The 21993-nt window shown below is 37.2% G+C and carries 21 protein-coding genes and 1 other annotated feature; all 21 genes read left to right on the top strand.

The window, feature by feature from the left end; all coding sequences use genetic code 11:
* The first annotated feature begins 13 nt into the window (after positions 1–13).
* The 21 genes from ACZLO7_RS17880 (at position 14) to ileS (ending at position 21941) form a co-directional block, all read left to right on the top strand.
* Complete coding sequence (locus tag ACZLO7_RS17880) at positions 14–2146, top strand: penicillin-binding protein (RefSeq protein WP_464937750.1); 2133 nt, start codon at positions 14–16, stop codon at positions 2144–2146.
* A gap of 83 nt (positions 2147–2229) precedes the next feature.
* Positions 2230–4143 (top strand): stage V sporulation protein D, encoded by a 1914-nt coding sequence (locus ACZLO7_RS17875; RefSeq protein WP_511261360.1) that lies wholly within the window; start codon positions 2230–2232, stop codon positions 4141–4143.
* 78 nt (positions 4144–4221) lie between these two features.
* A complete protein-coding gene (gene mraY, locus ACZLO7_RS17870) occupies positions 4222–5196 on the top strand; it encodes a phospho-N-acetylmuramoyl-pentapeptide-transferase (protein ID WP_464937748.1) in 975 nt (324 codons plus the stop codon).
* Positions 5193–6542 carry a UDP-N-acetylmuramoyl-L-alanine--D-glutamate ligase gene (gene murD, locus ACZLO7_RS17865; protein ID WP_464937747.1) on the top strand — a complete coding sequence of 450 codons (1350 nt, stop codon included), beginning with the start codon at positions 5193–5195 and terminating at the stop codon, positions 6540–6542. Before mraY ends, murD begins: the two co-directional genes overlap by 4 nt.
* Before the next feature lie 58 nt (positions 6543–6600).
* Positions 6601–7650: a putative lipid II flippase FtsW gene (ftsW, locus tag ACZLO7_RS17860; RefSeq protein ID WP_464937746.1), complete on the top strand. Its 1050-nt coding sequence runs from the start codon at positions 6601–6603 to the stop codon at positions 7648–7650.
* Between the two features lie 24 nt (positions 7651–7674).
* Positions 7675–8469, top strand: a complete 795-nt coding sequence (locus ACZLO7_RS17855) for a cell division protein FtsQ/DivIB (RefSeq protein ID WP_464937745.1) — start codon at positions 7675–7677, stop codon at positions 8467–8469.
* Complete coding sequence (locus ACZLO7_RS17850; protein ID WP_464937744.1) at positions 8447–9175, top strand: DUF881 domain-containing protein; 729 nt, start codon at positions 8447–8449, stop codon at positions 9173–9175. Before ACZLO7_RS17855 ends, ACZLO7_RS17850 begins: the two co-directional genes overlap by 23 nt.
* Before the next feature lie 25 nt (positions 9176–9200).
* Positions 9201–9920, top strand: coding sequence for a DUF881 domain-containing protein (locus tag ACZLO7_RS17845; protein WP_464937743.1), 720 nt, complete (start codon positions 9201–9203; stop codon positions 9918–9920).
* 3 nt (positions 9921–9923) lie between these two features.
* Positions 9924–10280 carry a small basic family protein gene (locus ACZLO7_RS17840; protein WP_464937742.1) on the top strand — a complete coding sequence of 119 codons (357 nt, stop codon included), beginning with the start codon at positions 9924–9926 and terminating at the stop codon, positions 10278–10280.
* Between the two features lie 109 nt (positions 10281–10389).
* Complete coding sequence (gene ftsA, locus ACZLO7_RS17835) at positions 10390–11667, top strand: cell division protein FtsA (RefSeq protein ID WP_464937741.1); 1278 nt, start codon at positions 10390–10392, stop codon at positions 11665–11667.
* A gap of 49 nt (positions 11668–11716) precedes the next feature.
* Positions 11717–12880 carry a cell division protein FtsZ gene (ftsZ, locus tag ACZLO7_RS17830; protein WP_464937740.1) on the top strand — a complete coding sequence of 388 codons (1164 nt, stop codon included), beginning with the start codon at positions 11717–11719 and terminating at the stop codon, positions 12878–12880.
* A gap of 179 nt (positions 12881–13059) precedes the next feature.
* A complete protein-coding gene (locus tag ACZLO7_RS17825) occupies positions 13060–13890 on the top strand; it encodes a sigma-E processing peptidase SpoIIGA (RefSeq protein WP_464937739.1) in 831 nt (276 codons plus the stop codon).
* Positions 13890–14618, top strand: a complete 729-nt coding sequence (gene sigE, locus ACZLO7_RS17820; RefSeq protein WP_464937738.1) for an RNA polymerase sporulation sigma factor SigE — start codon at positions 13890–13892, stop codon at positions 14616–14618. Before ACZLO7_RS17825 ends, sigE begins: the two co-directional genes overlap by 1 nt.
* A 94-nt stretch (positions 14619–14712) precedes the next feature.
* Positions 14713–15498, top strand: a complete 786-nt coding sequence (gene sigG, locus ACZLO7_RS17815) for an RNA polymerase sporulation sigma factor SigG (protein WP_038183877.1) — start codon at positions 14713–14715, stop codon at positions 15496–15498.
* Between the two features lie 85 nt (positions 15499–15583).
* Complete coding sequence (locus tag ACZLO7_RS17810; protein ID WP_427749079.1) at positions 15584–15817, top strand: PRC-barrel domain-containing protein; 234 nt, start codon at positions 15584–15586, stop codon at positions 15815–15817.
* Positions 15818–15900: 83 nt separating this feature from the next.
* On the top strand, positions 15901–16590 hold the full coding sequence (locus ACZLO7_RS17805; protein ID WP_464937737.1) for a YggS family pyridoxal phosphate-dependent enzyme: 690 nt from the start codon (positions 15901–15903) through the stop codon (positions 16588–16590).
* Positions 16590–17090 carry a cell division protein SepF gene (locus ACZLO7_RS17800; protein ID WP_464937736.1) on the top strand — a complete coding sequence of 167 codons (501 nt, stop codon included), beginning with the start codon at positions 16590–16592 and terminating at the stop codon, positions 17088–17090. Before ACZLO7_RS17805 ends, ACZLO7_RS17800 begins: the two co-directional genes overlap by 1 nt.
* Positions 17091–17114: 24 nt before the next feature.
* Positions 17115–17384: a YggT family protein gene (locus ACZLO7_RS17795; RefSeq protein WP_464937735.1), complete on the top strand. Its 270-nt coding sequence runs from the start codon at positions 17115–17117 to the stop codon at positions 17382–17384.
* A gap of 65 nt (positions 17385–17449) precedes the next feature.
* Positions 17450–18238 (top strand): YlmH family RNA-binding protein, encoded by a 789-nt coding sequence (locus tag ACZLO7_RS17790; RefSeq protein WP_464937734.1) that lies wholly within the window; start codon positions 17450–17452, stop codon positions 18236–18238.
* 98 nt (positions 18239–18336) lie between these two features.
* The gene (locus ACZLO7_RS17785; protein WP_427749070.1) at positions 18337–18846 is read left to right on the top strand and encodes a DivIVA domain-containing protein; all 510 of its coding nucleotides are present in this window, start codon (positions 18337–18339) and stop codon (positions 18844–18846) included.
* A gap of 50 nt (positions 18847–18896) precedes the next feature.
* Positions 18897–19124, top strand: a binding site (T-box leader).
* Between the two features lie 48 nt (positions 19125–19172).
* Complete coding sequence (ileS, locus tag ACZLO7_RS17780; protein ID WP_464937733.1) at positions 19173–21941, top strand: isoleucine--tRNA ligase; 2769 nt, start codon at positions 19173–19175, stop codon at positions 21939–21941.
* The last annotated feature ends 52 nt before the right edge of the window (positions 21942–21993 follow it).

Here is a 21993-nt window from a genome sequence, read left to right as displayed (position 1 = left end):
GGGAGCCTTTCTAATGTTAATCGTTTATGGAGGGCTCTTTTTTGCTATGTTTTTCCGTGTATTTTTTATCCAAGTTTCAGGACAAGTAGAGGGGCAAGCTTTGGCGGCGAAAGCGGCAGCAAAATATGAAAGGTCAAAAGTAATTACAGCTAATAGAGGCAACATTCTCGATCGGCAAGGACAAATTATCGCAGAAGATACGATTAACTATCGGTTAGTCGCAGTAATTAGTCCAAAGGCTTCTGAAGGAACTAAAACTATTATGCATGTCGCAGATAAAGAGAAAACGGCAAAGATTTTAGCAAAATATATTCCTATTAGTGAAAAAGATATATTTGACAAATTAAATACTAAATCTAAGAATGCACAAGGAAATGAAATCCGCCAAGTAGAATTCGGTGCTCCTGGACGTAATATTAGCCATGGTGTAATGGAGAAAATTAGAAGTGAAAAGCTACCAGGTATCATTTTCATGGAAGAAACAAAGCGGTTTTATCCAAATGGTATTTTTGCATCAAACTTAGTCGGCTTAGCACTAAAGGATACTCAACAAGATGGACAATCTAGAAATATAGGGAAAATGGGCCTAGAATCCATCTACAACAAAGAGTTATCCGGTACTGATGGAAGCGTTCAATATAAAAGTGATGTATGGGGTTATTTGCTACCTAACAGTGACAAGATGGTCAAACCCGCAAAAGATGGTGCTGATGTCTATCTAACAATTGATAAAACCATTCAAAACTTTTTAGAAGATTCTATGTCTAAAGTTTATAAAAAATACAATCCTGATTCGATGGTAGCGGTCGTTGCAAATCCTAAAACAGGAGAAATCCTAGCTGTTTCGCAAAGGCCTACATATAACCCACAAGATGGTACAGGACTTGAAAATAGTTGGTTAAACCAGTTAACAGAGTTGACCATTGAGCCAGGTTCTACGATGAAAACTTTTACATTAGCAGCTGCAATCGAAGAAGGTAAATGGTTTCCGAACGCTATATTCCAGTCTGGTCAATATACTGTTCTTGATCGAACTATTAGAGATAGTAACCAGGTAGGTTGGGGTCCTATTTCCTATTTAGAAGGAATACAACGTTCTTCAAACGTAGGTATGGCTCATTTATTGAAGTTAATGGGTGATGATACATTTATTTCTTATATGAAAAAATTTGGATTCGGTGAAAAAACAGGAATTGATTTACCGAATGAAGCATCTGGCCAAATTTTAGATAAATACCCGATTAATCGGGTAACAACTACTTATGGACAAGGTTCTACGGTTACTCCTATTCAATTAATTCAAGCAGTTTCTGCCGTAGCAAACGATGGTAAAATGATGCAACCGTACGTAATTGATAAAATCGTGAATCCAAATACGAAGAAAATCGTCAAAGAGAACACCCCAACAATTAAAGGCACTCCTATTTCTGAAAAAACGGCAAAAGAAGTTAGAAAAATTTTAGCCTCTACCATTTATTCCGAAAAAGGTACAGGTCAAAACTTTGCGAGTAAGGAATATGAAGTAGCTGGTAAAACAGGGACAGCGCAAATTCCGAGAGCATCAGGTGGTTACTATTGGGGGAAAAATCAGTTCTTGTATTCATTTTTAGGTATGGCTCCTGCAGATGATCCTCAGCTAGTTATGTATATTGCTGTGGAAAAACCTAAGCTTGGACCAACAGAAGTGGGCTCTGAGCCAACAGCAAACGTGTTTAATACAGTTATGGGAAGTAGTTTAAAGTATTTAAATATTAAGCCTCAAAAAATTAAAAAAACAAAATCTCAAACGATGGAAAACTTAAAAGGCCAACTTGTTGAAGATGTTGAAAAAGAATTTGAAGAAAATGGCATTGAAACGGTTATTATAGGTAATGGAGATAAAATTATTGACCAATACCCTGCAGAAAAAACAGAAGTCTTATCTAGTGGTTTTGTATTTTTGAAGACAGATGGAGATTCAATAGTACCTGATTTCACAGACTGGTCACTCCGGAACGTTTTAACGTATCAAACAATGGCTGGTGCTAATATAGAAATTCAAGGTGAAGGCTATGTACAGAAACAAAGTATTAAAGCTGGTACTATACTAAATGCAAACAAGAAAATTATTCTGAAAATGAAAAAACCAGAGGAACGTTACAAATAGTTCATGTGAATTCGCAAAGAATTTGAATAGTACGGAGAGTCATATCATACTTTGTAAGAAAAAAAGGTGTGATATGTCGAACAATGTGGGCCACTAAAAGTACAAAAAAAAGAATGCAGTGGATGTGGATTGTCTTTGTTGCTTTATTCCTCATGCTTATTGGAAAATTAGTACATGTACAATTTGTACAACATGATTTGTTAACAAAAAGGGCAGAAGAAAGTTGGGATCGTGAAATACCAGTTTCAAGTCTAAGAGGAAATATTGTAGATCGTAATAGTAAGTTGATTGTTGGTAATAAACTAGCCCCAACATTGTATTTTATGCCAGCTCAAAATGATAAACCTTTAGAAGCTGCAAAAGAGCTGGCAACTTTACTAGGAGTAGATGAGCAAGCATTAGCAAAAAAAATGCAACAAAAAACGTCTATAATAAAGCTTGCTCCTGAAGCTAAAAACATATCTAAAGAGTTGGCTGAAAAAATACAACAAAAGAATATACCAGGACTCTACGCTGGGCTTGATTACATACGTTATTATCCGTATGATCAATTACTTTCTAGGCTAATCGGTTTCACAGGCTATGATCAGCAAGGATTAGCTGGATTAGAGTATCAGTATGATGATTTATTGATGGGAAAAGCTTCCGCAATCCGCCTGTTTACAGATGCGAAAGGTGCTGCATTACCTCATGTTCAAGATAGTTGGAAAGAAGGTAATGACGGTGCAACAATGGAGCTGACCATTGATGTTGATATTCAAAAGGTCGTAGAACGTGAGCTTGCTCAAGCAATGGTGAAATACGAGGCAGACCAAGCAATGGGCATTGCAATGAATCCTAAAACTGGTGAAATATTAGCGCTAGCATCCTATCCAACATTCTCTCCTCCTTCATTTTCCAAAGTTGATTCCAAAATTTACAACAGAAACCTACCAGTGTGGATGACCTTTGAGCCAGGTTCTACATTTAAAATCATTACATTAAGTGCAGCGCTAGAAGAACAAGTAGTTGATTTGGATAAGGACCAATTCTTTGATCCAGGCTACTCTGTGGTAGAAGGTGCTCGTCTGCGTTGTTGGAAGCGAGAAGGGCACGGAAGTGAGACGTTTCTAGAAGTTGTACAAAATTCTTGTAATCCGGGTTTTATTGAGTTAGGAAGAAGAGTTGGACCAACAAAACTTCAGAAATATATTCGAGATTTTGGCTTTGGGCAAACTACAGGCTCAAATATGGCAGGAGAGTCTAGTGGGATATTGTTTTCTGAAAAGGCATATGGTCCAGTAGAGCATGCTACAACGTCATTCGGGCAAGGAATTTCTGTTACACCAATTCAACAAGTACAGGCAGTATCAGCAGCTATTAATGGCGGCACATTATATCAACCATATATTGTGAAAAGTCTAATCGATACTGAAACAGGAAAAGTATTGAAAAACTATAAACCAGTAAAAAAACGCCAAGTAATTAAACCTGAGACGTCAAAAAAAGTCCGAGAAGCGTTAGAATCGGTCGTTGCTCTAGGTTCTGGTCGCAATGCATTTAGAGATCATCTACGCATAGGTGGTAAAACTGGAACTGCTCAAAAAGTTGAAAATTCGCGATATAAGGATGGCGAGTATATTGTATCCTTTATCGGCTTCGCACCAGCAGATGATCCAGAAATCGTTGTTTATGTTGCAATAGATAACCCAAAAAACGTGACGCAATTCGGTGGAGTTATTGCAGCACCAATTGTAGGGCAAATTATTGAAGATGTTCATGATAAAGTGGGTATTACTGAACGTAAGGGACAATTAGAAAAAGAATACAAATGGGGGGATGTGGAGAAAGTGCGTGTTCCTAATTTGGTCGGTCAAACAAGAGAAAATATAGCAAAATTACAGTATCCGTTTCGTTTAGAATGGCATGGAAATGGCTCCAAAATCGCCTCTCAACTGCCAAAAGCAGATGCACAAATCGGACTAGATGGCATAATTCACGTTTATTTAGAAAAATAGCGTGTGTTAGTCTTTAAAAATAGAATTGAAACTACTATGATAGAACATGTACTAAAGAAGGTTAGAAGGAGAATTTTCATGACAATTGCAACAACTTTAATCGTTTTGGTCACTTCGTTCTTCTTAACGGCTATTACAGCACCAGCTGTTATTCCGTTATTACGTCGAATGAAATTTGGTCAGAGTATTCGAGAAGAAGGACCAAAATCACATCAGAAAAAAGCGGGAACTCCAACGATGGGTGGCGTAATATTCTTATTCGCTATTATCGCAACAACAATTGTATTAGGTTTTCTAAATGATGCCTTTACTTCACAATCTGTTGTATTAATTCTCGTCTTATTCGGTTTTGGTTTAATCGGCTTTTTAGACGATGGTCTTAAAATTATTTTCAAACGTAATTTGGGTTTGACATCCCTCCAAAAGTTAATCGGACAAATCATTATTTCGATTGCTGCCTATTTCCTATTAGGTCTAGGTGTTTTTCATAATACAATTCAGATACCACTTACTGATTTCGCCTTAAACTTAGGTGGATTTTATGTATTGTTCTTGATCTTTTGGTTAGTAGGTTTCTCTAACGCTGTCAACTTAACAGATGGGTTAGATGGTCTTGTATCAGGAACGGCCTCTATTGCTTTTACTGCATTTGGTGTGTTAGCACTTGTAAACAATCAAATTGATATTGCGATATTCGCATTTGCTGTAACAGGTGCTTTACTTGGTTTCTTACTATTTAATGCAAATCCCGCAAAAGTGTTTATGGGAGATACGGGTTCACTTGCTTTAGGTGGGGCACTTGCAATGCTGTCAGTTTTAGTTGGGCATGAAGTGTTATTATTATTGATTGGTATTATCTTTGTCGCTGAAACATTATCTGTTATTTTACAAGTAGCAAGTTTCAAATTAACAGGTAAACGAATTTTTAAAATGAGTCCACTACATCACCATTTTGAGTTATCAGGCTGGTCTGAATGGCGTATTGTTCTAACATTCTGGTTGACAGCAGTAGTTGCTGCGTTGATCGCAGTGGTTCCGGAGGTCTTGAAATGAAAAACATAAAAGGGATGGAACATAAAAAAGTACTTGTACTAGGATTGGCAAAAAGTGGCGTCGCAGCTGCGGAATTACTGCATAAAATGGGCGCATTTGTTACAGTAAATGATGCCAAACCTTTTGAAGAAAATATGGATGCCCAACGTCTTTTACAACAAGGAATTACAGTGATTTGCGGTCGTCATCCAGAAGATTTACTAGATGAGGGCTTCGAATTAGTTGTTAAAAACCCTGGTATTCCTTATACAAATATCTTAGTAGCAGATGCTGTAAAACGAGGTATTCCAATCTGGACAGAGATAGAGCTTGCTTACTTAATAAGTGAGGCACCAATGATTGGTATTACGGGATCCAACGGTAAAACAACAACGACTACTTTGCTTTATCATATTTTAAATCAAGGTGGTTTAAATCCTCTGATTGCTGGAAATATAGGTACAGTAGCATGTTCAGTCACTGAAGATGCTACGGAGGAAAATGTAATTGTTACCGAATTATCTTCATTCCAATTAATGGGCACTGAACAATTTAAACCTAAAATAGCGATTTGGACGAATTTATACGAGGCGCATATTGACTATCACGGTTCGATGGAAGAATACAGTAATGCTAAATTTGCGGTAACACGTAATCAGGATGCATCAGACTATTTAATCTATAATGCAGATCAAGAAATAGTTGCTAGTTATGCAAATAAATCACATGCACATAAAATTCCATTCACAACAAAGGGTATCAATTACTTAGGAATTAGTGCAGATGATGACATGATTTACTGGTTAGGTAAACCATTTATCGAACGTAGTAAAATTGCTCTTCCTGGACAGCATAATTTAGAGAATGTTCTAGTAGCAGTAGCAGCAGCAATCATTATGGATTGTCCGAAAGATAAGATTGAGCATGTTTTATCATCATTTACGGGTGTTAAGCACCGCACTCAATTTGTACGAGAATGGCAAACTCGTAAAATCTTCAATGATTCTAAAGCAACTAATACACTTGCTACTCGCAGTGCATTAGCAGCATTTAAACAGCCGATTGTTTTACTTGCAGGTGGTTTAGATCGAGGGCACTCATTCGAAGAACTACGTCCACATATGGGTAATGTTCATGCGGTTGTCGTAGCTGGGGAAACAGCTAAGCGATTTGCTGAATTCGCGGAATCATGTGGTGTTGCAAAAATAGCATATGCTGATCATATGGAGTCAGGTGTTAAACAAGCAGCGGATTTATCAAATGAAGGAGATGTTATCTTATTATCTCCTGCATGCGCAAGCTGGGATCAATACCCAACTTTCGAGGTGCGTGGTGATAAATTCATCGAGGCTGCTATGAAGTTGTAAGGAAATTTGAACAACAGGAAGGATGCCATAGCTGAATCAACGTGAACGCACGCTATTTATGAGTGCAATCATTTTATTGACATTGATAGGCATTGTTTTCGTCTATTCTGCAGGGACTTATTGGGGCAAGGTACACTATGGTAATACTGCCCCTTTTCTTTTCAAGCAGCTAATCTATTTAGGTGTGGCAGTCGCCGCATTTTACGTTGTTTCCAATAGTTCCCTACTAAGAATGGAAAAAAGTTGGTCAATACTGTACATATTTTCTCTCTTACTTTTAATTGCGGTATTGATTCCTGGAATAGGCGCCGTGCGAAATGGTTCTCAAAGTTGGATTGCTCTTGGACCCCTTAGTATTCAGCCCGCTGAATTTGCTAAGATTGCATTGCTAGTAAAATTAAGCTTTGTATTAGCACGTAAAAAAAGCACGGAAAGAACCATTCAATTAAATCACTTTGTATTGATTTTATTGCCAGCAGCGCTTATAATGCTGCAACCTGATTTTGGTTCTGCGTTTATTTTACTTGTATCATCCTTTGCTTTACTTTTTATAGCTGGTTATCCAATTCGTTTTTACGTTTTTCTAATGATGATTGGTATAAGCGGTTTAGTTGGTTTAATCATGGCGGCTCCATATCGATTAAAGCGTATAGAGGCATTTTTGGATCCTTGGTCAGACCCTTTAGGTAGTGGTTTCCAAGCAATTCAATCCTTACTTGCTATAGGTCCAGCGGGGTTGTTTGGACATGGTTTTGGGAATAGCCGTCAAAAGTATCTCTATTTACCCGAACCACAAAATGATTTTATCTTTTCTATCATTGCCGAAGAAACAGGCTTTATAGGCGCTGCATTGATTGTTATAACCTTTGCGGTAGCTTTATACTCTGGATATGCTTTAGCGGTCAGAACGCAGCAATTAAGCTATTATTACAGCGTTGCAGCATTGATTAGTATGCTCGGCTTCCAAGCATTTTTGAATATTGGTGTTGTTTCAGGGTTACTACCTGTCACAGGGGTGACTTTGCCATTTATAAGTTATGGTGGTTCTTCTCTAATGTCCGCTTGGCTTATAGTCGGTGTTATTTGGAATTTTACAAAAAGAGTTTAAATAAAAGAGGAAGGAGTGCACAGTATGGAGAAAATTATAGATATAGAAGAACGTATTCCGACGCTTCGTGAACGTCGAAAAAAAAGAACGAATCAGCGGTTTACAATATTGCTAGCCATTTTCGGCATTATCTTACTGGCACTTCTTTATTTTCAATCATCATTAAGTCACATAAGTGAAATTAAAGTTACCGGCGGTCAATTAAAAAATGCGGAATACTACACAAAGCATAGTAAGATTCGTGTAGGAGATTCTTTGTGGGGGTTTAAAACAAAGAAAATTGAAGAGATTATTCAAAAGAAAGATTGGGTAGAGAGCATATCTGTTGAACGGAACTGGTTAAACACTGTAAATATAAAAGTAAAAGAGTATGATAAAAAAGCTTTTATTAAGAATGGTGGTCAATATAATCTAGTGTTGCAAAATGGTGTAATCTACAGCTTAGATGAAATACCACCTGATTTGAATTTACCAATTTTGGTTGGTTTTCAAGAAGACGCTTTATTGCTTAAGATGATTAAACAGTTGGACAAGGTTGATAAAGAATTAATGACTTTAATCTCTCAGATAAATGCTGTTCCAACAAAATCCAATCCGTATGCGATACGCTTATTTATGAATGATGGTTTTGAAGTTCGTGCAACTATTACGACATTGGCAGAAAAACTGGGTTATTATCCATCTATTATTTCGCAAGTCAAAAAAGGTGAAAAAGGGGTTATTGACTTAGAGGTAGGTTCATTCTATCGCTCGTATTCGAGTGAATATGGTAAACCAACTTCAAAGGAGGAAGTAGATGACCAAAAAACCGGCCAGTAAAAAACGCCATTCATTTAAACATCAATTTGCCTTTTTAGTAGTTTCGATTGCTTTGGGCTTTCTTTTCGCATATGCCTATAATATGGCAAAAACTAAAGACAACTCGATGACTGAAATAGACTCTTCTGATTTTGAAAAAAAAGAGCAATTACGTGAGGGTTTAATTGCCCAACAAGAACGTAATAAAGAACTTGAAGAAGAAAAAATACTTTTACAACAAAAAATAAAGGATTACGAACAAGACTTTTCGGGTAATGAAGAGGGATATAGAGCTTTAGTAAAGCAGGCAGATGATTTACGTCTTTTACTTGGTAAAATATCTGGACATGGTACGGGTGTAACAGTAACACTGCAAGATGCTGAATATGATCCAAAATCGGTTAACCCGAATGACTATATCGTACATGAAAGTCACGTCTTTAGAGTATTGAATGAATTAAAGATTTCTGGAGCTCAAGCTATTGCTATTAATGGTCATCGATTACAAGCTAATTCCTATATTAAATGTAATGGACCAGTAATTACGATTGATGATGACCAATTCCCAGCACCATTTGTCATTGAAGCGGTAGGTGACCCAAAGGTATTATTTACTAGTTTAACATTAGCAGGTGGCGTTTTTGACCAACTTACTGATGATAATATTGTTGTGACGATTGATGGTAGTAAGCAGCTTGTCATGCCTGCCGTCCAAGGAAATTCTTAATGTCCTTAAGTAAGGAGGCGACAGATTGAAGCGTAAAATGCATATACCTTTTATCAGCGTTTTGTTCATTATTGGATTTATGTTAGCGATGCAGTATAACACGGTGAAAAACCCACAACAACGTGATACACGTGATTTATGGGATATTCGTAGAGAATTATCGCTAGAAAAGCAACTTCATTCAGAACTGTTAGCAAACATACAGCAGTTAAATGCAACGGTAAGTAAATATGAGAATGTAGAAAATGATAGTCCAGATCGCATATTGAGGGAAACAGTTCAAGGACTGAAACAAGAAGCGGGATTAACGACAATAAAATCTCCCGGTTTAGTGCTAAGAGTTGATGCTTCAACAGAAGCGAAGATATTAGGACAAGCAGTCCCAAATATCTCACCGGATTTATTAGTGAAGCTTGTCAATGATATTAATCGTTTTAAGGGTAACGCAGTCGTAATTGATGGTAAGAGAATCGTACAAACGACAGCGATTCGTGATATTAATGGACATACAACTGTTAATAGTTTAGCTGTTCGAACACCACCATTTATGATAACTATTAGTACAAGTACTCTAGGGGATGCTAAAAAACTTGCAAGTTATTTGGACGCTTCATCTATTGCAGATGACTTTTATATTGATAATTTAACTTTATCAATTGGAAAACCACAAAATAAGGTAACATTAGGTGGATTTGATCAATCTTTTCACAATAAATATTTATCAGAAAAGTCAAAGGGGGAATAGGATTTGTGGTTACCGTTACTTGGTTTACTATTAGGTATTTCCCTTGGTCTGTTAACTGATGTTCATATACCTACTGTTTATGAAAGTTACTTATCCATTGCAGTCCTTGCTGCTTTAGATACTCTCTTTGGTGGGATAAGAGCACAATTACAACAAGTATATGATGATTATGTATTTGTGACAGGTTTTTTCTTTAATATTGCACTAGCAGCAGGGTTGGCATTTTTAGGAGTTCACTTAGGTGTTGATCTTTATTTAGCAGCTGTTTTTGCTTTTGGAGTGCGGCTTTTCCAAAATATTGCTATCATTAGAAGGATATTATTATCAAAATGGAATGATAAAAAAGCAAAACAATCTTAAAAAGCAGTCTAATAGAAGGAATTTTTTCGAAAAAACAGGAATTTATTTAGACAAGTTACTCAATTTACAATAGAATATTGTTAAGAGTTGTTGAAGGAGGTGCCACAGATTGAATCACTCAGAATTATATGTATCACTAGATATAGGATCATCATCCATTAAAGTCGTTATTGGAGAAGTAAATAATGAGACTTTACATGTAATAGGAGTAGGGAATGTAAAATCTACTGGCATTCGTAAAGGGAGTATTGTAGATATAGATGCTACAGTACAATCTATTAAAAAAGCGGTCGAACAAGCCGAAAGAATGATAGGGATGACTATTAATAAAGTTGTTTTGGGTATTCCTGCCAATCAGGCTATGCTTCAACCTGTTAAAGGGGTAGTTGCTGTTAATAGTGACAACCGTGAAATAGGAGATGAGGATTTAGATCGCGTTATGGAATCGGCACAAGTGATGTCAATTCCGCCAGAGAGAGAGCTAGTCAATTTAGTTCCTAGACAATTTATAGTAGATAATTTAGATGAAATCAAAGACCCTCGAGGTATGATTGGCATCCGATTAGAAATGGATGGTACATTAATTACTACTTCTAAAACGGTCCTGCATAATGTACTCCGGTGCGTTGAAAAAGCGGGATTGGATATACAACAAATTTACTTACAGTCACTTGCTGCAGGTGAATTTGCATTAACAGAAGATGAAAAGAACCGAGGCACTGCATTTATTGATATTGGCGGTGGTTCAACAACAATTGCTGTTTTCAAGGATGAACATTTCACACACACAGCTGTAATTCCAGTAGGTGGAGAACATATTACGAAAGATTTATCCATTGTATTAAAAACACCGACAGAACAAGCTGAGAAGATTAAAATTGACTATGGACATGCATTTTACGACGACGCTTCAGAAGATGAACTTTTTGAAGTGCCAGTTATTGATGGAGATACAAAGGAACAATTTAGTCAGAGGTACATATCCGAAATTATCGGTGTTCGATTGGAAGAATTATTCGAATTGATAATCGACGAGTTGTATCGGATGGGTATTCAAGATTTACCAGGTGGCGTAGTATTAACTGGTGGCGTTGCCAAATTAGAAGGTATTTCTCAACTAGCTCGCCACGTGTTACAAACGAGAGTTAGAGTTTACACGCCTGAATATATTGGTGTAAGAGAACCTGAATTTACATCAGCAGTAAACTTAATCCGTTATGCATATATGGAATCCGAGTTTCTCGGAGATTATAGCGATGACAAACCGCTAGGACCAATTCAAAATACAGAGTCAAATACAAAAATACCAGCAGCTTATGAGACACAAGAGCAAAAAGAAGGCGTAGTTGGTAAGGTTCGGAGCTTCTTAACCAAATTTTTAGAATAATATAGGCGGCTTTCTCTACACACAATGAGATGAATTAGGAGGAATTGAGATGTTAGAATTTGATACAGATATCGAACAACTAGCAGTTATTAAAGTAATCGGCGTTGGCGGCGGCGGTAACAATGCAGTCAATCGTATGATTGAACATGGTGTACAAGGTGTAGAATTCATTGCCGTGAATACAGACTCACAAGCATTAAAACTATCGAAAGCTGATGTGAAATTACAGATTGGTAGTAAATTGACACGTGGTTTAGGTGCAGGGGCAAATCCTGAAGTAGGGAAAAAAGCTGCTGAAGAAAGTAAAGAACAATTAGAAGAAGCGTTGAGTGGAGCAGATATGGTATTCGTCACTGCAGGTATGGGTGGCGGTACAGGTACAGGTGCAGCTCCTGTCGTTGCTCAAATTGCTCACGACTTAGGTGCATTAACAGTAGGAGTTGTAACACGACCATTTACCTTCGAAGGCCGTAAACGTCAATCACAAGCGTATGGCGGTACAACTGCAATGAAAGAAGCAGTTGACACTTTAATCGTTATTCCAAATGATCGTCTACTTGAAATTGTAGATAAAAACACACCAATGTTAGAAGCATTCCGTGAAGTAGATAATGTTCTTCGTCAAGGAGTACAAGGTATTTCCGATTTAATCGCAACGCCTGGTCTTATTAACTTAGACTTTGCAGATGTTAAATCTATCATGTCTGATAAAGGTTCAGCATTAATGGGAATCGGTATTGCATCTGGTGAAAACCGCGCAGCAGAGGCCGCTAAAAAAGCGATTTCAAGTCCATTACTTGAAACATCGATTCATGGAGCAAAAGGTGTCCTTATGAATATGACTGGTGGCTCGAACCTTGGTTTATATGAAGTAGGAGATGCAGCTGATATCGTAGCTGCTGCCTCAGATGAAGATGTGAACATTATTTTTGGTGCGGTAATAAATGAAAATTTAAAAGATGAAATTATCGTAACAGTTATTGCTACTGGATTCGCAGATGATGAAATGCCTGTAGACACACGTTCAGCTGGTCGCGGAGGAATCGGTGCTGGTCGTCCAGCTGCTGCTGCTCCTCAACAACAAAGTCGTGAAGTAAGACAAGAAGAAGTGAAAGTACATCAAGAGCCTGTGAGACAAACACAAACTTCACAATCTCAAGATGATGCTTTAGATATTCCTACATTCTTACGTAATCGCCAAAAAAGACGTTAATTGAAAAATCGAACTTGCCCACACAACTTATTGTGTGGGCTTTTTATTTTGTAAAAAAATATCCGAAAAAAAATGTCAGTATACACTTTTTTCTGTCGCAAATTTTTTGCAAGTTCACTTCACAGTTTGACATTTTTTGAAGTTGGCGGATGTTAACCTTTCAGTAGGGAGGCGGTGTCATGTACGGAGAAGTGATCTTAGCGCTCAATACAATTTTCAATTACATTGTCTTGTCCTTTACAAGTAAGATAGGTGCATTACAAGTGTCGAGAAAAAGATTGTTGTTAAGCTCGCTAATAGGTGCATGCGTCGTTGTCTTTATTGGTCAATCTGTTATACCTATGATTTTTGCTTTTGTCGTGATGACAATTAGTGCTTTTGGATTTCACTTTAAGAAATGGTTCAAAAGTGCTGTTATTTGCATTGTGGCTGCATTATTTGCAGGTGGTTTATTGACTGCACTCGAGCCACTATTTTCTAAAATGCCAACTGTCTATTTCGCTTCGACAAGTAGCATTATCGCAGTTGCTGGGCTTGTTCTATTACAAAATAGATGGACGGTTAGTAAACAGCAATCGCTTGAACGTGGGCTTGTATTTGATACGACAATGACGTTTCAAGGAGAAAGTTGGAAGTTAAGTGGATTTATCGATACAGGTAATAGTTGCATCGAACCATTAACTGGAAGGGCTGTTCATTTTATTGCATGGCGCTCGTTAGAAGATCGCATTGATGTTGTGCTAAAAAATGCACTACAGAATTGGCAATCATCCAATCCTTACAAATTATCGATGTTCCCGAAAGAGCTACAAAGTAAGCTAACGGTTATTCGATTCTCAACTGTACAAGAGCAAACGGTTTATGGAATCGCTTTCCGTTTTGACCAGTGGGAGGTACACGGGGAAGATGGTTTCTTTATCGCACCAGGTTTTTTTGTACTTACAAGGGAATCAGATCATTTCCCACAGCAGGTAGATGTCATTTTGAATGTCTCAACGCTTTGTCAATAATGATGGAAGGAGTTTTTCACATGATTCGTAAATTTTGGCACTGGCTACAGCAGAAGTTCGCTACTTGGAGAACGAAGGGTACTTTTTATATAGGAAGTCATGAATCGCTGCCTGTACCATTGAAAAAAGAGGAGGAGAAAGAAGTTATTGCGGCGTTTATGCGAGGAGATATGAGTGCTAGAGATACATTAATTGAACGTAATTTGCGTTTAGTAGTCTATATTGCTAGACGTTTTGATAATTCGAATACACCAATTGAAGATTTAATCAGTATAGGCTCAATTGGATTAATAAAGGCAATAGAAACATTTAATACAGAAAAAAATATCAAACTCGCTACATATGCTTCTAGATGTATCGAAAATGAAATTTTAATGCATTTGAGAAAAACTAGTCGAACTAAAGGTGAAGTGTCACTAGATGAACCTCTCAATTCAGATGCAGATGGTAATGAATTATTATTATCGGATATTTTAGGAACGGACGAGCATATTATTACGGATAATGTTGAAAAAAAAATCGAGCGCCAACATATGTTTCAAGCGATTCATATATTGGAAGAACGCGAGCGCTATATTATGGAGTGTCGCTTCGGGCTAAACGGCAGAGAAGAGATGACGCAAAAGGAAGTTGCAGATCATCTCGGTATTTCACAATCTTATATTTCTCGTTTAGAGAAGAAAATTATTCATGAATTACGTGAAAATTTAAATCAACCAACTATGTAATGGTTGAAATTGGTCATTTTTCCACCGCATATTCTGTGACTTAACGGACAAACTGAACTTACAACAAAGAAAGAAACGTCCGGAGGAAATGACTATGCGAACAAAAGTGGATTTATGCGGTGTAGATACTGCAAAGTTACCTGTATTAAAGCATGAGGAAATGCGTCAGTTATTTATCCAATTGCAAAGTGGCCAAGAAGAAGTAAGAGATCAGCTCGTTATGGGCAACCTACGTTTAGTGCTCAGTATTGTGGGGCGTTTTGCATATCGTGGTGAACAGGCTGATGACCTATTTCAAGTCGGCTGTATTGGTCTATTGAAATCAATTGACCATTTTGATTTGTCTCATAATGTGAGATTTTCAACCTATGCAGTGCCTATGATTATTGGAGAGATCCGCAGGCATTTGCGGGACCACCACCCGCTGCGTGTTGCTCGTTCCTTGCGTGATATTGCCTACAAGGCAATGCAGGCTAAAGAACAGTTTATCAATGAGCAGTTACGTGAACCTACTTTATCTGATTTAGCGCGTATGACAGGCTTGCCACAAGAAGATATTTTATTTGCTTTAGATGCAATTCAAGAACCAATGTCACTGCATGAGCCGATTTATTCAGATGGTGGGGATCCAGTTTATATGATGGATCAACTTAAAGACAATGCAGTTTCTGAAGAACGATGGTTGACATATGTAACCATGAAAGAAAATGTGATGAAGCTAGATGAAAGGCAACAAAAAATCTTAGCAAAACGTTTTTACTATGGTGAAACGCAAACTGAAATTGCAAACGAATTAGGAATTTCGCAAGCGCAAATTTCAAGACTAGAAAAAAGTGCAATCAAAACTATTCAAAAGCAAATATCACAATACGATAATTAATAACTATGGCAAAGACGTATCAAACTCTAAAAGTTGATGCGTTTTTTGCTATTTCCCTTCATAGACTGTGTTAGGAGGGATGTAGATGAGATTTTCTGATATCCAAAGAAAAGAAATTATTGAAGCAGGTAATGGCCGTTTTTTAGGATTTGTACTAGATGCAGTATTGTCGGAGGAAACGGGCTTAATCGAAGCATTCGTAGTATCCGAACCAAAGAGGTTCTTTCAATTTTCACAAAGTGATAATGATGGAATGAAAATTCGTATAGAAGATATTCTTGTAGTTGGGAAGGATGTCATATTAGTGAAAGCACGATAGTCAAATGTATGACAATTCATTGATAATTCATACGTTGCTTGGTACAATAAGTTAACAAGTATCTTTGAAAAGATGGGAATAAAATGACTTTAATTATAAATAACTTACAAGAAATTCAGCTAAAGATTGAAAAAGCAGCAAAAAGGGTAGATAGACAAGTGGCGGATATATCAATAATCGCAGTTACAAAGCAAGTGTCTACTGAACGAGCTATTGAAGCGCTAGATGCAGGTTTAAATCAATTAGGTGAAAATCGTCCGGAAGGCTTGTTAGAAAAAAGAGAAACAATTACCGAGCGTGCTGTATGGCATTACATTGGGTCAATGCAAACACGGAAAGTCAAACAAGTCATCGATAAAATTGATTTTCTACACTCTTTAGATCGTATTAGTTTAGCAGAGGAAATTGAAAAACGAGCAACTCGTATTGTGAATTGTTTTGTACAAGTAAATGTCTCAGGCGAAGAATCAAAGCATGGTCTACAACCGGAAGAAGTCATACCATTTATCGAGCAACTATCGCAATATTCTCGTATCCGCGTAGTGGGTTTAATGTCAATGGCCCCAAATACAGAAGATTCAGAAATAGTTCGCGACGTTTTTAAAAATCTAAAAAAACTACAATTAGAAGTCGAAAATAACGGATATGCTCACGCACCATGTCACGATTTATCGATGGGAATGTCAAATGACTATGAAATCGCTGTCGAAGAGGGTGCAACGTATGTTCGGATTGGTACGGCTCTGGTTGGCAACGAAAGAAGGGATTCTTAATGAGCATGAAGGATAAAATTAAGAACTTTTTTTTACTAGAAGAAGATGAAGACTACTATGAGCAATCACAACAATCGCAACCTCAACAGCAAGAGCAACGCCAACAAAGAGTCATGTCACAACCTGTTCATCAAGCTGTAGTAAGTCAACCTGCAGTTAAAAAAGTAAGCAACAAGGAGCGACGGAATGTGGCAACTGAACATACAAATACACCTAATCTGGTAAGTATTACACAAAAATCTTCTAAGGTTGTCTTAGCTGAACCACGTGTCTATGCCGAAGCACAAGATATTGCTGAACATTTAAAAAGCAAGCGTGCAGTCGTTGTGAATTTACAGCGAATTGATAAAGAGCAAGGCATTCGTATTATTGACTTTTTGAGTGGTACAATCTGTGCACTTGGTGGAGATATAAAACGAATTGGCACTGATATTTTCTTATGTACACCTGACAATGTTGAAGTTGATGGGAATATCTCTGAATATTATTATGAAGACTGATCAAACTGAGGAGTTTAATAATTTATGTTTATAATAGGTACAATAATTACAAAATTAATTTCAATTTATTCAATTGCGCTTATCATTTATATTTTGATGTCGTGGATCCCGTCAGCATACGAGTCTAAATTCGGACAAATTTTAGGTAAAATTTGTGATCCGTATTTAGATTTATTTAGACGTTTTATTCCACCACTAGGTATGATTGATATTTCGCCAATCGTCGCATTTTTTGTATTGAATTTGGCAAATCAAGGAGTAGCAAGTTTATTTAATGGATTTTTACTCTATTAGTAGTCAATCTCACTCTTCCCCACAATATGAATGTGGGGTTTTTTTGTCAAGAGAGGAGGGGTATTATGGAAAAGGTATTCCAGCATTTTCGACCAGAAGAGCGAGAATTTATTGATCAAGTTGGTGGCTGGCTTATAGAAGTTGAAAATCGTTATACCCCAAAGTTAACGGACTTTCTAGATCCGCGTCAACGATATATCGTACAGTCAATCATTGGGCATCAGGGTGATATTGCAATGGCTTATTTTGGTGCATTTGATGAAGCTGAGCGTAGAAGGATACTTTTATATCCATCCTATTTCGAACCGGTAGAAGAAGACTATCAAATAACAGTATTTCAATTGCGTTATCCATCTAAGTTTGTTCAGCTTGAACATCCAGATGTTTTAGGGGCGCTACTATCACTTGGTTTAGGAAGAGAGAAATTTGGGGATATAAGAATAGACAGCTCTACGGCCCAATTTGCTATTACATCTGAGATTGAAGATTATGTAAGAGCTAATCTCACTTCAATTGGAAAAGTGAAAGTATATGTAGAATCTCTAAATTCAACTGAAAAGCTATTACCGAATGAGGAATTTTGGACGGATGAAATGATGACAGTAAGTTCGTTGCGTTTAGATACGGTTATTGCATCTGTGTTTAATATTTCTCGTCAGAAATCAGCAGCGCTTATAAATAGTGGAAAAGTGAAGGTTAACTTTACTATCAGAGAAAATATATCTTTTGAATTGCATGAACTCGATTTATTATCTATCCGGGGTTTTGGAAGATTTATGATTAAAGCTATTGAAGGACGAACAAAAAAAGATAAAATTCGCATTAATATTGGTCGAATGGAAAGAAAATCATAATATTTACATTAAATTTGTTGTTTTTTCGATGTACTTACCATTAATGACCTGTATAATAGTTTACAATATATATTATGCTATAAGGGAGAGTGTAGAAAATGCCATTATCGCCTGTTGATATACATAATAAAGAGTTTACTCGTGGTTTCAGAGGTTACAATGAAGATGAAGTCAATGAGTTTTTAATGCAAATCATTAAAGACTATGAAGTTATTTTAAAAGAGAAAAAAGAGCTAGAAAGCAAATTACTAACTTCAAATGAGCAAATTGGGCACTATAATTCTATTGAGTCTACTCTTCAAAAATCAATTGTCATTGCACAAGAAGCTGCTGAAGAAGTACGACGTAATTCTACAAAAGAAGCAAAATTGATCGTTAAAGAAGCTGAAAAGAATGCTGATCGTATTGTTAACGAAGCTCTATCTAAAGCTCGCCGTATCGCATTAGAAATTGAAGAGTTGAAAAAACAATCTAAAGTATTCCGTAATCGTTTCAAAATGATTGTAGAAGCACAATTAGATATGATTGAATCCGATGATTGGGATCATTTATTGGAGTATGAAATTGATTCAACAGAATTAGAACGACTGGATACACCAGTAGAGTAAATGATACTTGACTGAATGCTTTCAGTTTTCTATAATGTCAACATATCAATATAAAAGTTATGATGGAGACAGTATTTTTTGAGTGCTGGACAAGCGATTCGAGGACGGTGTAAGCTCGGACCAAATACTCAATGAGGAAAATCACTCCGGAACTAGATTGCTGAAAGCAGAGTAAGTAATCTCGGCTCACACCACGTTACGGTGTCTAAGAGGCGTATGATTTATTAATGATACGCAATTAGGGTGGTACCGCGAGATAACTCCTCCTCGTCCCTTTTTTGGGATGGGGAGTTTTTTATTTGTTTTAAAAAAAGAGGAGGATTTTTATGGAATACAAAGATACGTTATTAATGCCAAAAACAGATTTCCCGATGCGTGGAAACTTACCGGCCAATGAACCTAAAATGCAAGAGAAATGGGAAGAGATGGACATCAATGCAATGGTGCTAGAACGCACAAAAGACCGTCCTGCTTTCATCCTACATGATGGTCCCCCATACGCAAATGGTGATCTTCACATGGGACACGCTTTAAACAAAGTTTTAAAAGACATGATTAATCGTCACCGTTCAATGACTGGCTACTTTGCCCCATATGTCCCAGGTTGGGATACACATGGTCTACCAATCGAGCAAGCATTAACAAATAAAGGTGTAAACCGTAAAGAAATGACAACCGCGGAATTTCGTAAACTTTGTGAAGAGTATGCTTACGAACAAGTTGATCGTCAACGTACTCAGTTCAAACGTATTGGTGTTCGTGGTGATTGGGATAATCCATACATCACACTAAAACCTGAATTCGAAGCACGTCAAATTAAAGTATTTGGTGCTATGGCGGAAAAAGGTTATATCTATAAAGGTTTGAAGCCAGTTTATTGGTCTCCATCAAGTGAATCAGCATTAGCTGAAGCGGAAATCGAATACCAAGATATCAAATCACCATCAATCTACGTTGCATTTAATGTGAAAGACGGTAAAGGTGTTGTAAATACTGATGAAAGTTTTATCATCTGGACAACAACTCCGTGGACGATTCCAGCTAACTTAGGTATTTCAGTGAACCCAGAATTCACATATGCTGTCGTAAAAGTAGCAGATAAGAAATTTATCATTGCTAAAGGATTGCTTGAAAAAGTAGCAGAAACGTTAGAATGGGAAAACTACGAAATCGACCGAGAAATTGCTGGGCAAGATTTAGAGTATGTTGTTGCATCTCACCCATTATATGGTCGTGATTCACTTATCATGTGCGGTGATCACGTGACGCTTGATGCAGGTACAGGTTGTGTTCATACAGCTCCTGGTCATGGTGAAGATGACTTTAACATCGGTAAAAAATATGATATCGGTGTTTTAAGCCCAGTCAATAACCGCGGTGTATTAACTGAAGAAGCTCCTGGTTTTGAAGGATTGTTCTATAATGATGCCAATAAAGGGATTACAAAAGCTTTAGAAGAAAAAGGTGCTCTATTAAAACTTTCTTTCTTCACGCACTCATATCCACATGACTGGCGTACAAAAAAACCAGTTATTTATCGTGCGACTGCACAGTGGTTTGCTTCAATCGAAGCATTCCGTCCAGAATTATTACAAGCAATTCGCGATACAAACTTTACACCTGTTTGGGGTGAAACACGCCTATTCAATATGATTCGTGATCGTGGTGACTGGTGTATTTCTCGTCAACGTGCATGGGGTGTTCCAATTCCAGTGTTCTATGCTGAAAATGATGAACCAATCATTACTGAAGAAACAATTGAACACGTTGCAAATCTATTTAAAGAACACGGTTCAAATATTTGGTTCGAAAGAGAAGCAAAAGATTTATTACCAGAAGGATTCACACATCCAGGTAGTCCAAATGGTGAATTCACAAAAGAAAACGACATTATGGACGTTTGGTTTGACTCAGGATCAACACACCAAGGTGTATTAGATGAGCGTCCAGAATTACGATACCCTGCAGACCTTTATTTAGAAGGATCTGACCAATACCGTGGTTGGTTTAATTCTTCGCTTATTACAAGTGTTGCAATGCATGGGCACGCACCATACAAAGGGTTGCTTTCTCATGGCTTCGTTCTTGATGGCGATGGCCGTAAAATGAGTAAATCTTTAGGTAATATTATCGCCCCTATCAAAGTAATGAACCAATACGGTGGCGATATCCTTCGTCTATGGGTTGCATCAGTTGATTATACTGCTGACGTTCGTATTTCTATGGATATCATGAAGCAAGTTTCTGAAGTGTACCGTAAAATTCGCAACACGCTACGTTTCCTTCATGGTAACGTTAGTGACTTCAACCCTGAAACAGATCGTGTAGTGTATGCAGATCTTCGTGAAGTGGATCGTTTTATGTATATGAAGTTACAAGAGGTTATTAAAGCAGTTCGTACACATTATGATAACTATGAATTTGCGGGCGTGTATCACACAATCAACAACTTCGTAGCAACTGAATTAAGCTCATTCTACTTAGATATCGCAAAAGACGTTGTATATATCGAAGGTACTGATAATAAAGACCGTCGTGCAATGCAATCAGTTATGTATGATACATTACAAGCATTATTAAAATTATTAACGCCAATCATTCCGCATACTACAGATGAAATGTGGTCATATTTAGATGGCACAGAAGTAGTAAGTGTTCAATTAACTGATATGCCTGAAGCAGTTGAACATGAAGATTTTGAAGCACTACGTATGAAGTGGTCTCAAATCATTACTGTTCGTAATGCAATATTAAAAGCATTAGAAGAGGCTCGTAATGCTAAAACAATTGGTAAATCGTTAGAAGCAAAAGTAACTGTCTTTGCAGATGAGGCGATTACTACTTTACTTGCAGATCAAAACATTAACTTTGCTCAATTAAATATCGTCTCTGAATTTGTTGTAGGTAGCGAAATTGCACAAGCTCCAGCAAATGCAGTAGTCGTAGAAAATGTAGCGGTACTTGTAGAAAAAGCTACAGGTGAAAAATGTGAACGTTGTTGGTCAATTTCTGAAACAGTTGGACAAAGTGAGTCTCACCCAACATTATGTTCACACTGTACGGATGTTGTAGAAAAATACTATCCAGAAGCATAGTTTGAAAAATGAGCGGCCGATAAATTAATCGGGCTGCTCATTTTTATTTGGA

This window comes from Viridibacillus sp. d25.2, assembly GCF_055456015.2.
This window is presented reverse-complemented; position numbering and strand designations above follow the sequence as displayed.